Origin of the sequence: Geothrix sp. (genome assembly GCF_030219325.1) — a bacterium.
Lineage (GTDB): Bacteria > Acidobacteriota > Holophagae > Holophagales > Holophagaceae > Geothrix.
The window spans coordinates 2,589,117-2,601,959 of record NZ_CP126625.1; the positions used below are offsets into that span (position 1 = coordinate 2,589,117).

Below are 12,843 nucleotides of genomic sequence, written 5' to 3' on the forward strand. Positions count from 1 at the left end.
CTGGGTGCTGTTTCAGCGTCACCTGCCCATAGGAGTCCCCGATGCGACTGCTGCGTTCCCTCGCCCTCGGTGCCGCGCTCGCCGCAGTGCCCCTTGCCCTCACCTTCGGCTGCGACCGGAAATCCGGCGCGGAGGCCGAGACCAAGGACCTGGTCAAGAAGGTGACCGAGGCCGAGAAGGCCGAGAGCCAGGCCCAGGGCGCCGCCAAGGCCCAGTCCGAGGCCATGGCCAAGGCCGGCCTCCAGCCCGGGGCCAGCGTGCAGCTCAGCGAGGCCCAGCGGGCCCTGCTCGAGACCCGCGTCAAGGCCGAGAAGGACAACGGCGTCGCCGCGCTCCTCCAGGAGATCCTGGACCGGGACAAGCAGATCGGCGAGCTGAACGCCAAGGTCGCCAAGCTGCGGGCCGACCTGCCCAGGCCCCAGGTGGCCGGCGAGAAGGACAACCACTTCGCCATGGCCGTGCGCTACCTGAAGGGCCGCGGTCTCGGCGAGGAGAAGGCCAAGGAGGTGGCCGCCCGCGCCAACCTGATGGAGGAGCTGCAGCCGGGCTGGCAGGTCTATCACCAGTACGTGGACGGCACCTACCTCACCACCGTCACCCAGGGCAAGGCCACGGTCAGCCCCTCCGAATACGTCCGCACCCAGCGGGCCGCCCTGGTGCGCGACAAGGAGGACACCATGCTCATCGCCCACGGCCTCGCCGACGAGGTGGAGAGCCTGGTGGCCCAGCGGGTGAAGGTGCAGGAGGAGGTCGATGCGCTGCGCTCGGAGAAGACCACGCTGATGTCCCAGGTGAACGAGCTCAGCACCCTGAGCCAGACCCAGAAGTCGAAGCTCAACGCCATGCACTACCTGGTGGGTCGCCGGAAGCAGCTGGAGGAGGATGGCGTGATCGTGGTGCCCGTCTTCGCCAAGGACCGCATGGGCCCCAAGGCCGTGGCCGCGAAGTTCGACAAGGACCTGGCCCTGGATGGCCCCAGCCCCGAGGTCACCATCAGGGCCGCGGACCTGGGCCTGAAGACCCTCAGCAAGGTGAGCGTCATCCCCGGTTCCCTGGAGAAGGACCGGCACTACGCCGTGGTGATCTCCGAGGACCGCACCACCGCCAGGGTCCGCATCCTGGACGCCGAGCGCCTCCGCAACGACCGGGTGGTCTTCGCCGTGGCGGACTGAGCCCGGCCCCCACCCTGCCCCGCAGCGCCCGGCTTCGTCCGGGCGCTACTTTTTTTCCGCCTTCACACTGCCGTCCTTCTCCAGGTACTTGTCAGGGTCCTTCTGTAGGGCAGCGCCGCAGTGCTTGCTGCAGACCCGGTATTCCTGGCCGCGGACGGCCACGGTGGTGGACTTCTCGTTGACCGCCATCTTGCAGATGGGGTCCTTGGTGTTGGTGGCGGGCTTCGCCTTCTCGGCCGCCGGCGCGGCCAGCAGGGCGAGGGAGAGGAGCGCGGTGTGCAGCATGGGGCCTCCGGAAGGCCCCAGTGTAGCGGACCGCCCTGCGACCTTCTGTCGCAGGGCTGCCGCCGGGCCATCTGGCTACTTCTTCGCGTTCCTGGGCGTGCCGTCCTTGGCCAGGTACTTGTCCGGGTCCTTCAGCAGCTTGGTATCGCACCCGGCGCAGCAGATGCGGTACTCGCGGTCGCGAACCACCACGGTCTTGGACTTCTCGCTCACCTTGCCGCCCAGGACGGGGCAGGCAGTGTTGGTGGCGGGGGCGGGCTTGGCGGCTGGCGCCGCCAAGATAGCAAGGGAAAGCAGGGTGGCAAGCATGGTGGCTCCTGTAAGTGGTTTTTCTGACTCAGGCTTCGACAGAAGCCTGAGCCTGGAGGGGAAGAGAACGCCTCTTCCAGAGGAAATAGATCGCGGGATAGACCAGCAGCTCCAGCAGGAAGCTGGTGGCCAGGCCGCCCACCATGGGCGCCGCGATGCGCTTCATGACGTCGGCGCCGGTGCCGGTGCTCCACATGATGGGCAGCAGGCCCATGAAGGCCGCGAAGACCGTCATGGCCTTGGGCCGGACGCGCTTCACGGCGCCGTGGATGATGGCTTCCACCAGGTCGTCCTCGGTCTTCAGGCGGCCTTCCCGCTGGGCCTCGTCGTGGCTGAGGTCCAGGAAGAGCAGCATGAAGACGCCGGTCTCGGCATCGAGCCCCATGAGGGCGATGAGGCCCACCCACACGGCGATGCTCATGTTGTAGCCCAGCAGCCACAGCAGCCAGAAGGCGCCGATGGCGCTGAAGGGCACCGCCAGCATCACCACGGAGGCCTTGAAGGCGGACTTGGTGTTGGCGTAGAGCAGGCCGAAGATCAGCACCAGGGTGATGGGCAGGATGACCTTCAGCCGCTCCTTCACCCGGATCATGTTCTCGTACTGGCCCGACCAGGTGAGGCTGTAGCCCGCGGGCAGCTTCAGGTCCTTCTCCACGGCGGCCTTGGCGTGCTGCACGTAGGTGCCCACGTCGATCTTCGAGGTGTCGAAGTCCACCAGCACGTAGCCGTTCATCTGGCCGTTCTCGTCGCGGATCATGGCGGGCCCGTTGGCCCACTTCAGGTCCGCGATCTCCTCCATGGGGATCAGGGCGCCGCCCGGCGTGGGGATGAGCACCCGCCGGAGGGCGTCCGGACTCTCCCGGTAGTCCCGGGCGTAGCGCACGTTCACGGGGTACCGGGCCCGGCCGTCGAAGATGGTGCTCTGGTTGTCGCCGCCGATGGCGGTCATCACCAGCATGTTGGCCTGCTCGACGCTGAGGCCGTAGCGGGCCAGCTGCTCCCGCTTCAGCACGAAGTCCAGGAAGTAGCCCTGGGCCGTGCGCTCCGCGAAGGCGCTGCGGGTGCCGGTCACGCCCTGCAGGATGCGCTCGGCGTCCACGGCCACCTTCTGGATGGTCTCCAGGTCCGCGCCGTTGATCTTGATGCCCACGGGCGTGCGGATGCCGGTGCTGAGCATGTCCAGCCGGGCCTTGATGGGCATGGTCCAGGCGTTGGGGATGGCCGGCAGCCGCACCACGCGGTCCAGCTCGGCGACGATCTCCTCCTGGGTCAGCCGATCCCGCCAGATGGGCCGCAGGACGGCCTTCAGGAAGTCCGGGGCCCAGGCGCTGAACCACCGGGGCTTCTCGCGCCACTGGTCTTCCGGCTTCAGGACGATCACGGTCTCCATCATGGAGAACGGGGCCGGATCCGTGGCCGTATCGGCGCGCCCCGCCTTGCCGAAGACCTTGTCCACCTCGGGCACGGTGCGGATCAGGCGGTCCTGCACCTGGAGGATGCGCTGGGCCTCGGTCTGGCTCAGCCCCGGCAGGGTGGAGGGCATGTAGAGGATCGTCCCCTCGTTCAGGGGCGGCATGAACTCGCTGCCCAGGCTCACGAAGGCGGGGATGGTGGCGAGGACCAGCAGGAAGGCCACGGCGATGGTGGCCTTGGCGTGCCGCACCACGAAGCGGCAGGGCCCTTCGTAGATGCGGTGGAGGAACACGCTGATGGGGTGCTTCTCCTCCGCGTAGTACTTGCCGACCACGACCTGGGTGGCGGTCCAGGCCAGCCACCTGGGCTTGAAGCTGAAGGGCTCCACCCGCGCGAACATCATGCGCATGGCCGGGTCGAGGGTCAGCGCCAGCAACGCCGCGATGCCCATGGCGAAGTTCTTGGAATAGGCCAGGGGCTTGAAGAGCCGCCCCTCCTGATCGAGCAGGGTGAAGATGGGCAGGAAGCTCACCGCCACCACCAGCAGGGAGAAGAAGACCGAGGGCCCCACTTCCATCAGGGCCTCGAGCCGCACCTGGTAGAAGCTTCCGGGTTTCCCATCCTCGATCCAACGCTCGATCTTCTTGTAGGCGTTCTCCACCTCCACGATGGCGCCGTCCACCAGCACGCCGATGGAGATGGCGATGCCGGCCAGGCTCATGAGGTTGGCGTTCTGGCCGATGCCGAACATGGGGATGAAGGCCAGGGCCACGCTCACGGGGATCGTGATGATGGGGACGATGGCCGAGGGGATGTGCCAGAGGAAGACCAGGATGATGATCGACACGACGATCATCTCCTCGATGAGCTTGTGCTTCACCGTCTTGATGGCGTTGTGGATCAGCTCGGACCGGTCGTAGGTCGTCACCACCTCCACGCCCTCCGGCAGGCCCTGCTTCAGCTCGGCGATCCTGGCTTTCACGCGCTCGATGACGTTCAGGGCGTTCTCGCCCTGGCGCATGACCACGATGCCGCCCACCACGTCGCCCTGGCCATCCAGATCCGCCAGACCCCGGCGCATCTCGGGGCCAAGGGTGACGGTGGCCACGTCGCCCAGCCGCACGGGGGTGCCGTTCTCGGCCTTGAGCACGGCCTGTTCAAGATCCCAGGTGGTCTTCACGTAGCCCCGGCCCCGGACCATGTACTCCCGGCCGCTGTATTCCACGAGACGCCCGCCTCCCTCCGAGTTGGCCGCCTTCACCGCCCCGATGACGGCGTCGATGGGGATCCGGTAGGCCGCCATCTTGTTGGGGTTGAGCTGCACCTGGAACTGCTTGGCCTGGCCGCCCACCGTGGCCACCTCGGCCACGCCGGGGGTGCTCTGGATGGCGTAGCGGAGGAACCAGTCCTGGAGGGACCTCAGTTCATCCGTGCTGTGTTTTCCGCTCTTGTCCACCAGGGCGTACTGGTAGACCCAGCCCACGGAGCTGGCGTCGGGACCCAGCGAGGTCTGCACGCCGGCCGGCAGGTTGGAAGTGATCTTGCTGAGGTACTCCAGCGTTCGGCTGCGGGCCCAGTAGATGTCCGTGCCGTCCTCGAAGATCACGTAGACGTAGGAGAACCCGAAGTCCGAGAGGCCCCGCACGGCCTTCACCTTGGGGGCGCCCAGCAGGCTCGTGACGATGGGATAGGTCACCTGGTCCTCGACGAGGTCGGGGCTGCGGTCCCACTTGCTGTAGATGATCACCTGCGTGTCGCTGAGGTCCGGCAGGGCATCCATGGGGATGTTCCGCATGGTCCAGAAGGACATGACGATCAGCACCACGGATGCGGCCATCACCAGCCAGCGGTTCTCCGCCGAGAAGCGGATGATGCGTTGCAGGAAGGTCGGGTGTTCGGGATCGTAGCCTGCGTGGCCGCTCATACAGACCCTCCCCGGCTCATCCGAGCGGACCGATCGGCCGCGCAGCTCGCACCTGAACAGGAATTTTTAAAGCTGAGGAAAGCAGAGGAGCTGAGGAAAGCGGAAAAGGAACCTTTTGCTTTTCTCAGCTCTCCTCCGCTCCTCCGCTCGCCTCCGCTTATGAAATTCTTTGGCAATGGGTTCATGACCATCCTCGATTCAGTGCTTGTGGGTCAGCTGGGCCAGGGCGGCCTTCAGGCGGGACTCGGAATCCACCAGGAAGTTGGCGCGCACGACGACTTCCTCACCGACCTTCAGACCGGAGCGGATCTCCACCTTCTCGCCCACCATGGTGCCGGTGGTCACTTCCCGGGGCTCGAACCTGCCCCCGCCCAGGGCCACGAAGACCACCTTGGTGGTGCCCGCATCCAGCACCGCGTCCAGGGGGATGATCATGCCCTTCCGCCCCTGCCCCTTCAGCAGGACGTCCCCGAACATCTCCGGCTTGAGCTCGCCCCTGGGATTGGCGAACTCCACGCGGGCCCTGGCCGTGCGGGTCTTGGGATCCATGACCGGATCCACGAACACGATCCGCCCCCGGAAGGTCTTCCCGGGCGAGGCCTCGACCATCAGGTCCGCGGGCATGCCCACCTTGGCGCGACCCAGTTCGGCCTCGTACACGTCCACCTGCACCCAGACCCGGCTGAGGTCCGTGATCTCGAAGAGGATGTCCGCCGGCGTGATGCGGGCGCCCTCCATCACGTTCTTCACCGTCACCACGCCCGAGATGGGGCTGCGCAGCGTCAGGGCCTTCTGGACCTCGCCGGTCTTCTCGAGGTGGTCGATGGCCTCCTTCGGCACGTCCCAGAGACCGAGACGGCGCTTGGCAGATTCCAGCAGCTCGCCGCCGCTGCCCTGCAGGGATCCCCCCGCGAGGGATTTCTGGGTCTGGAGGGCCAGGAGGTACTCCCGCTGGGCGCTCACGAACTCCGGGCTGTAGAGGCTGAACAGGGGCTGGCCCTTGGCCACGGGCTTGCCCACGAAATCCACGAAGAGCTTCTCCACGAAGCCCTCCACCTTCACGGTCACCTTGCGGACGCGGGTCTCGTCGACCACCACGCGCCCCAGGGCCCGGAGCTCTCCGCTCACCATCCCCTCCGCCACCTTCTCGGTCCTGAGGCCGATGAGCTGCTGGCGTTCGGGGTCGATGGTGATGGCCGCGTGGCCCTCGAGCCCGGTTCCGCCGGTGCCCACCTCCTCCATGGGCACCAGGTCCATGCCACAGATGGGGCAGGCCCCCGGGTGGTCCTGGATGATCTGCGGGTGCATGGGGCACTGGTACATCTGCTTCTTGGGCGCGGCTGCGCTGGTGGCTCCGTGGTCGTGACCGTCCTTGGCGCCGGGACGGAGCAGGGCCATGGCTCCCACGCCCACCACCAGGCCGAGGGTGACGAAGGCGATGGGGCGGAAGGGGAACCCGGACCTGGCCGGGACTTCGAGTGAGGGCTGTTCGAGGCTCATGGTGGATCTCCTACATCTTGGTCATGGCGGGACCGCTGTCCTGGGCCGCGCCCGGGGCCTTGGCGGTGGATCTGGAGGCGGTCGGAGCGGCGGCACCGGAGGAGATGCTGGCGGAACCGAGGGAGCCGCCAGTGATGGGCGCCGTGGGCCCGAGGGCCGCCTCGCGCAGGGCGATGTGCTGGGCCTGGAGCTGGGCCAGGGTCTGCAGGTAGGAACCCTGGTCGCCCACCCACCCGTTGAGGGCCTCCAGGGCACCCAGGAAGGAGCCCCGCCCCGCCTCGTACTGGGCCAGGGAGGCCTTGAAGCTGGCCTCGCTCTGCACCAGCAGCCCATCGCGGTACAGATCGCGGATGCCCCGCAGGGACCGGATCTGGAAGGTGCGTTCCTCCGTGCGCTGCCAGAGCAGCGTGTGCACGGAATCCACCTCGGCCTTCTGGCCGAGCCGGTGGTGGTCATGCTCCGCCACCGCCCGCTGCTGCTTGTTGCGGCCGTAGATGGGCAGGGAGATGCTCACCCCCACCTGCCACATGGGGTCGAGCCCGCCCCGGGGCATGAGGCCCGCCGTCACGGCGAAATCGGGCCGCCGGTCCAGCCTGGCCAGGTCCATCTGCTTCTCGGACTGCTGCACGCCGGCCCAGGCTCCCGCCAGCTCCGGGCTGCGGGCCTCCACGGCTTCCAGGGTCAGCAGCTCCGGTTCGGGCAGGTCCCGCAGGGAGGCGGTGGTGTCGATGGGATCTTCCGGGTGGTGCTGGCGCAGGCGGTTGAGGCCGGCCAGGGCTGATTTCTCCTCCGCCTCCAGGGCGAAGGCGGCCTGCTTCAGCCGCGTCCGTTCCAGCTGGGCCCGCAGCAGATCGACCTGACTGCCCAGCCCCACCTCATAGCGGGAGCGGGCCAGCCGTTCGGCCTGCTCCAGGAAGGTCGCCTGCTGGGCCTGGAGGGTCTTCTGCTCCCGGATCAGCAGCAGGGCCGCGTAGCCCCGCCTCACGTCGGCTTCCAGCCCCAGGCTCACACGGCTCTTCGCCGCCTCGGACACCTTCACGCCCAGGGCTGCAACTTCCGTCCGCAGGCCGCGCTTGCCGGGCCAGGGGAAGGGCTGGGTGAAGGCCACGCTGTAGAAGCTGGTCTCCATGCGGCCCACTTCCAGGCGCTTGAAACCGTCGTTCTGCAGGCCCAGGGACAGCGAGGGATCCGGCAGGACGCCGGCCTGCGGCACGCGCTCCTGGTCGATGCGGACGGCGTGATCCGCCTTCAGGAAGTCTGGATGGTCCTGCAGGGTCTCCCGCAAGAGGTCCGCCAGCACAGGGTCGGTCGATGGAGGTTGGGTCGGGGGGGCCTGGGCGTGACCGGGCGCAAAGAGCACCAGGGCTGGGACCAGGCGCAGGGATGAGCGCATGGGAACTCCGGAAGGGAAACGTGGCGGCGGCCCGCCTGGATCGGCGGGCAGGGCTTCGCTGGTCTCCGCTCAGATCCGGAACGTGCCCAGGTGCGCGAGCTGCCGCCCCAGGTCCGGGTCGCGTCCCTGGACGAGGGGCCTTGGCGCCGTGGCGTCGGAAGCGACCCGCGCCTCGGCCCACTGGGTGGGTTCCGGCCGGGGCTCGGTGCGCCGCTGGGCCTGCTGGTTCCGGCGCAGGGAGACCTGGGGGGCCACCACCGTCTGGCGGTCCGGGCAGGCGCCCCGCGAAGGTCCCCGGTTGCCTTCCGGCTTCGGGCAGGGGCAGCTGTCCTCGATGCCGCTGGGCGTTCCGCAGCAGCAGGTGTGCGGGGCCTGCGCCGGCGCCCAGTCCCCCGCCCCGCCGCCCAGGAGCAGCACGACGGCAAGGATGGCGCGCAGGATCGACCGCACGGAGGAACCTCCGGATGCTTCCCATCATAGGCCTTCCACTCATGTGGCAACACGGAATCCTTGACCGAGGTCACAGGGATCCGGCGACCGGAGGCCACCCGAACCAGATTCGGCGCGCATCAGGGCTACGATGGTTCCATGGGCACGGTTGAAACGGCAGAGGTTGTGATCGTCGGGGGCGGCATCGCGGGGCTCGGCCTCGCCTGCCACCTGGCCGGGGCCGGCCAGCCGGGGATCGTGCTGCTGGACCGCGAGGACCAGCCCGGCACCTATGCCAGCGGCCACAACGCCGCCGTGGCCCGCGCCCTCACGGGCCGGGACGAGCACACGGCCCTGGCGGTGGAGGGGCGGCGGCGGCTCGCCGCGGCCGGCCTGCTGACCCCCAGCGGCGGCCTGCTGGTGAGCGCCGACCCCGGCCCCCTGGCGCCCTTCGAGGCCGAAGCCGCGCGGCACGGGGTGGAGGTCCGGCGGGGCGAGGGCATCCCCCTGCCCGGCCTGAAGGCCGCGGAACACCTGGCCATCCCCGGCGACGGCGTCATCGACATCGCGGGCCTGCTGCGTGCCTGCGCCGAGGGCGCCCGGGCGGGTGGCGCGGACCTGCGCTTCGGCTGCGCCATGCTCGATCTCAAGCCCACCGGTGACGGCTTCGACCTCGACACGGACCGCGGCCTCCTGCATGCGAAGACCCTGGCCATCGCCGCCGGCGCCTGGGCCGGGGAACTGGGCCGCAGCGCGGGCTCGCAGCTCGAGTTCACGCCCCTGCGGCGCTCCCTGGTGTGGAGCGGCGCCGCCCATCCCCAGCAGGAGCCCTGGGCCTGGTGGGTGGACCGTCCCTTCTACCTGCGCCCCGAAAGCGGCGGCCTGCTCATGTGCCCCTGCGAGGAGGTCGCCGTGCCCCTGCCCGCCCGCGGGCGCCAGCCCGACACCGATCCCGCCGTGCTGGAGGGCCTCTTCGCCAGCCTGCGCGAGCTGGCCCCCCACCTGGCCGAGCGCCCCGTCACGCGGTACTGGACCGGCCTGCGCACCTTCGCGCCGGACCGCCGCTTCGTCCTGGGCTGGGATCCCTGGAACCCCCGCCTCTTCTGGTCCGCGGGCCTGGGCGGCCACGGCATGACCAGCGGCCTCGCCGTGGGCCAGCTGGCCGCCGACTGCTACCTGCGCCACGCCACCTCCGGGCCGCTCGATCCGGCGCGGTTTCGGCAGGCGTGAATTCAAGAAATTGAAACCGCAGATGACGCAGATTTCGCAGATGAAAACCCTCAGTGAGCGTGCCTCATATTTATCTGCGTCCATCTGCGACATCTGCGGTTCCAGTATTTTTTCGCGAGGTTGGATCTAGGATCGTTCCATGCGCCCCAGCACCCTCCGCGTCGCCCTCATCCAGCAGGCCACCCTCTGGCAGGATCCCGCCGCCAACCTGGCGCGGGCCCGGGGCTTCGTGGCGGAGGCGGCCCGCGCCGGTGCGAGGGTGGCGGTGTTCCCGGAGCTGTTCACCCTGGGCTTCACCATGGCCCCCGAACCCTTCGCCGAGGCGATCCCCGGCCCCACGGTGGAGGCCGTGGCCAGCCTGTCGCGGGAGTTCGGCCTCTACCTGGTGGGTTCCGTGGTCGAAGCCCACGCGCCCCACCCCCGCAACGCCGCCTTCGTCACGGCGCCGGACGGATCGCTCCTGGCGGCCTACCGCAAGATCCACCCCTTCTCCTACGGCGAGGAGAACCTGCACTACAGCGGTGGCACCGAGTGTCCCGTGTTCGCAGTGGACGGCATCCCCTGCGGCCTGCAGATCTGCTACGACCTGCGCTTCCCCGAGCCCTTCCGCGCCCTGGCGGCCAGGGGCGCCGAGGTGGTCTTCGTGCCCGCCAACTGGCCCGCCCGGCGCATCGCCGCCTGGTCCACCCTGCTGGCCGCCCGCGCCATCGAGAACCAGCTGGCCGTCGGCGGCGTCAACCGCGTGGGCCGCGACGCCCTGGGCCTCGACTACCCCGGCGCCTCGGCACTGCACGACTGCTTTGGTGAAGTCATCGCCCAAGGGGCTGCCACCGAAGGACTGGTGGTCGGAGACATCGACCTCACCCAGCTGCGCGCCTGGCGCGAGCGGTTCCCGGCGCTGAAGGATCGACGGGTGGAAGTGTACTCGGCGCTAGAGAGGAAAGACAAAACACCGATGAACACCGATCAAAGCTGATGAACACCGATCTGTTTTCGGGAAGCTAACCGGGCCCCGCCTGCACTGAGGCGCTGAGCGAAGCCGAGGAAGCGGAAAGCTGAGAGAGAGCGGAAGGCAATGCAGGCGGGGTCCGAGTTGAGCTAGGGGTTAGGCATTCCGGGTTCACTGTCTAGCTATCGCCTTTTTAATGGTACTGTTGACAGCTAGCAAATCATTAAGCATGGTCATGTATCTGTCTTCACGGTGAATTGCAGTCATTGCCAAAAGTGTAAACGGTTGATATTGCTTAATTCGAGAACATATATCTATGATTTCTTCCTTTTTGAAGATCTGGAGCAGCAGTGGATCGCTGTCATCAGAGAAGCTGTAAAGGAGGTCGAGCATTGCGACCTTGCCTTCGTGGTAAACATTGAAGGGCTCAGTTCCTGTTTCCTCTGCAACACTCCAGCCAGGCCCATTTCCGTTTCGCTTATCTTCGGCAAGGATGCAAAGGTAACCGAAGTATTGCATGGAGTTGGCCATGTTTAGCCAAGCTGTATGAGCTGTTCGAATTTTATCTAAGGCGAATTCTAGCGACATCTCCGTTATCTTCTGGCGTAAATGACGACGCCTATACCTAAAAACGACATAAGAGGAAAAGATGAGTGAGAGGACGGAAAGAAATAAGGAGACGATTTGAATAGCGCTGGTGTCGTTAGATGGATTCATTGGATCTCCATGGGGAATGCCTAACGAATGAAGCTAAGCGGCCACGCCTGCACCGAGACGATGAGCGGAGCCGGGATAGCGAAATGCTGAGAGAGAGCGGAAGGCAATGCAGGCGGGGTCCGACTTGAGCGAGAGGTTAGGCCATGACTACTGCTCAAGAAATGCCTCTGGATTTTTAAGGCGCTTGGCCTGAATAGCGGCTTTGTATAGACCCTGGAATGATTCAGTCTCGGAGGCCCAATCGAACTTGGAAGCCTGAACCTGAGGGTACAACAGCTTGAGCGCGGAGCGAGCACCGTGGCCAGCAAGGACATTACTTGCTGAAACCCAATCGACAAGGAAATCTGACGCCGCATAGAGCTTGAACACACCCCATAGATGGAAGGCTTCTGACCATTCCTGGGAGTTGGCCTCGAAACCGCCATGATTCTGTGCGTGCCAGAGCCGGAGAAGGGAAGGCCTATCACCCCGCGAGGCAAGCCATAGATTGGCCCAATATCCCGGCTTGCCGGCGTTCTCCCGCGCAACGATTTCGACCAATCTGCGGAATTCTTTTCTGGATTTCACCCTTGCCGATTGGAGTGCTTCGACTGCTTTGACCTTTTCCTGATATTCAAAGGCCTGAATCATTTCTTCTGCATAGTTGTATTCCAGAGCATATGGATCTGGCAGTTTTCTGGCATCGCCCCTCAATGGGGATACTACAAACAGTATTGGTATCGCCAAAAGAGAGGATGCGTTCATCGAGGGCCTAACGAATGAAGCTAAGCGGCCCCGCCTGCACCGAGGCGATGAGCGGAGCCGGGATAGCGGAATGCTGAGAGAGAGCGGAGGGCAATGCAGGCGGGGTCCGACTTGAGCGGAGGGTTAGGCTGCCGATCACTTCGAGCGAGGAATGCTTTCAGGGTGAAGGCGCCTCAAAATGTCTTGGAGATGCCCACCTTTGGGATAGTAGAAATCTACGAACACGCAATTTCCATTTTCAACGGCTACCTGGGGGGTAACAGCCAGACTGCCACGCTTTCCCTTTCTGTCTCGAGTGAAGACTTCTACCCAATATAAACCCTGCCATTTCCGAATACTTCCAACCATGTATGAAGGGGCTGGATCTTGCGTGTTCAGGAATGGATCAAAGTCGAGCCCGTCTATCTCCCCTTTCGCAGCTGCTTGAGCCTCTGCGTCTTTCTTCAGCTCTTTAAGAAGGAATGGATGAAATAGCTCAGGCTTTCTTCTAAGTGCAATGTTCGAAGATGGCTCCTTTTGATCTGCCAATGCAAGCGGAACATACCAGTCGTAAAATCCGGTTACTACTTTTCGAATGAGATCCTCGGTTGGATCGGCAAAGCAGTTCTGGCCCACGGAGAAGGCCATGATTACCGGAAGGAGGATTGCTCGATTCATGCGAAGCAGCCTAACGAAAGCAGCTAAGCGGCCACGCCTGCACCGAGACGACGAGCGGAGCCGAGATAGCGAAATGCTGAGAGAGAGCGGAAGGCAATGCAGGCGGGGTCCGACTTGAGCG

Annotated in this window: 12 protein-coding genes; 3 read left to right on the forward strand and 9 right to left on the reverse strand. The window is 65.9% G+C overall.

Annotation, left to right across the window (positions count from 1 at the left end; translation table 11 throughout):
• Window positions 1–41 precede the first annotated feature (41 nt).
• Window positions 42–1,172 carry a hypothetical protein gene (locus QOZ81_RS11585; RefSeq protein ID WP_291206413.1) on the forward strand — a complete coding sequence of 377 codons (1,131 nt, stop codon included), beginning with the start codon at window positions 42–44 and terminating at the stop codon, window positions 1,170–1,172.
• 45 nt (window positions 1,173–1,217) lie between these two features.
• Here the strand turns inward: QOZ81_RS11585 and QOZ81_RS11590 are convergent, their stop codons facing one another.
• The 6 genes from QOZ81_RS11590 to QOZ81_RS11615 form a co-directional block, all read right to left on the reverse strand.
• Window positions 1,218–1,457, reverse strand: coding sequence for a hypothetical protein (locus QOZ81_RS11590; protein ID WP_291206410.1), 240 nt, complete (start codon window positions 1,455–1,457; stop codon window positions 1,218–1,220).
• Between the two features lie 75 nt (window positions 1,458–1,532).
• Entirely contained in the window at window positions 1,533–1,766 is a 234-nt protein-coding gene (locus QOZ81_RS11595) for a hypothetical protein (protein ID WP_291206407.1), read from the reverse strand.
• A gap of 28 nt (window positions 1,767–1,794) precedes the next feature.
• The gene (locus tag QOZ81_RS11600; protein ID WP_291206404.1) at window positions 1,795–5,103 is read right to left on the reverse strand and encodes an efflux RND transporter permease subunit; all 3,309 of its coding nucleotides are present in this window, start codon (window positions 5,101–5,103) and stop codon (window positions 1,795–1,797) included.
• A 198-nt stretch (window positions 5,104–5,301) separates the two neighbouring features.
• Complete coding sequence (locus QOZ81_RS11605) at window positions 5,302–6,603, reverse strand: efflux RND transporter periplasmic adaptor subunit (protein WP_291206401.1); 1,302 nt, start codon at window positions 6,601–6,603, stop codon at window positions 5,302–5,304.
• A 10-nt stretch (window positions 6,604–6,613) separates the two neighbouring features.
• Window positions 6,614–7,996: a TolC family protein gene (locus QOZ81_RS11610; protein WP_291206398.1), complete on the reverse strand. Its 1,383-nt coding sequence runs from the start codon at window positions 7,994–7,996 to the stop codon at window positions 6,614–6,616.
• Between the two features lie 69 nt (window positions 7,997–8,065).
• Window positions 8,066–8,446 (reverse strand): hypothetical protein, encoded by a 381-nt coding sequence (locus tag QOZ81_RS11615; RefSeq protein WP_291206395.1) that lies wholly within the window; start codon window positions 8,444–8,446, stop codon window positions 8,066–8,068.
• A 138-nt stretch (window positions 8,447–8,584) separates the two neighbouring features.
• Between QOZ81_RS11615 and QOZ81_RS11620 the strand changes: the two genes are divergently transcribed.
• Both QOZ81_RS11620 and QOZ81_RS11625 read left to right on the forward strand, forming a co-directional pair.
• Entirely contained in the window at window positions 8,585–9,655 is a 1,071-nt protein-coding gene (locus QOZ81_RS11620) for an NAD(P)/FAD-dependent oxidoreductase (protein ID WP_291206392.1), read from the forward strand.
• 139 nt (window positions 9,656–9,794) lie between these two features.
• The gene (locus tag QOZ81_RS11625; protein ID WP_291206389.1) at window positions 9,795–10,631 is read left to right on the forward strand and encodes a nitrilase-related carbon-nitrogen hydrolase; all 837 of its coding nucleotides are present in this window, start codon (window positions 9,795–9,797) and stop codon (window positions 10,629–10,631) included.
• Between the two features lie 144 nt (window positions 10,632–10,775).
• On the opposite strand, the gene QOZ81_RS11630 is transcribed toward QOZ81_RS11625, so the two are convergent.
• The 3 genes from QOZ81_RS11630 to QOZ81_RS11640 all read right to left on the reverse strand — a co-directional run bounded on the left by QOZ81_RS11630 (window position 10,776) and on the right by QOZ81_RS11640 (window position 12,722).
• Window positions 10,776–11,321: a hypothetical protein gene (locus QOZ81_RS11630; RefSeq protein ID WP_291206387.1), complete on the reverse strand. Its 546-nt coding sequence runs from the start codon at window positions 11,319–11,321 to the stop codon at window positions 10,776–10,778.
• A gap of 147 nt (window positions 11,322–11,468) precedes the next feature.
• A complete protein-coding gene (locus tag QOZ81_RS11635) occupies window positions 11,469–12,065 on the reverse strand; it encodes a hypothetical protein (protein WP_300714686.1) in 597 nt (198 codons plus the stop codon).
• A gap of 135 nt (window positions 12,066–12,200) precedes the next feature.
• The gene (locus tag QOZ81_RS11640; RefSeq protein ID WP_300714688.1) at window positions 12,201–12,722 is read right to left on the reverse strand and encodes a hypothetical protein; all 522 of its coding nucleotides are present in this window, start codon (window positions 12,720–12,722) and stop codon (window positions 12,201–12,203) included.
• Window positions 12,723–12,843 lie beyond the last annotated feature (121 nt).

Excerpts from the sequence above, each read along its gene's own strand:
- QOZ81_RS11585 (WP_291206413.1), top strand. The coding sequence starts at position 42 with ATGCGACTGCTGCGTTCCCTCGCCCTCGGTGCCGCGCTCGCCGCAGTG.
- QOZ81_RS11590 (WP_291206410.1), bottom strand. The coding sequence starts at position 1,457 with ATGCTGCACACCGCGCTCCTCTCCCTCGCCCTGCTGGCCGCGCCGGCG.
- QOZ81_RS11595 (WP_291206407.1), bottom strand. The coding sequence starts at position 1,766 with ATGCTTGCCACCCTGCTTTCCCTTGCTATCTTGGCGGCGCCAGCCGCC.
- QOZ81_RS11600 (WP_291206404.1), bottom strand. The coding sequence starts at position 5,103 with ATGAGCGGCCACGCAGGCTACGATCCCGAACACCCGACCTTCCTGCAA.
- QOZ81_RS11605 (WP_291206401.1), bottom strand. The coding sequence starts at position 6,603 with ATGAGCCTCGAACAGCCCTCACTCGAAGTCCCGGCCAGGTCCGGGTTC.
- QOZ81_RS11610 (WP_291206398.1), bottom strand. The coding sequence starts at position 7,996 with ATGCGCTCATCCCTGCGCCTGGTCCCAGCCCTGGTGCTCTTTGCGCCC.
- QOZ81_RS11620 (WP_291206392.1), top strand. The coding sequence starts at position 8,585 with ATGGGCACGGTTGAAACGGCAGAGGTTGTGATCGTCGGGGGCGGCATC.
- QOZ81_RS11625 (WP_291206389.1), top strand. The coding sequence starts at position 9,795 with ATGCGCCCCAGCACCCTCCGCGTCGCCCTCATCCAGCAGGCCACCCTC.
- QOZ81_RS11630 (WP_291206387.1), bottom strand. The coding sequence starts at position 11,321 with ATGAATCCATCTAACGACACCAGCGCTATTCAAATCGTCTCCTTATTT.
- QOZ81_RS11635 (WP_300714686.1), bottom strand. The coding sequence starts at position 12,065 with ATGAACGCATCCTCTCTTTTGGCGATACCAATACTGTTTGTAGTATCC.
- QOZ81_RS11640 (WP_300714688.1), bottom strand. The coding sequence starts at position 12,722 with ATGAATCGAGCAATCCTCCTTCCGGTAATCATGGCCTTCTCCGTGGGC.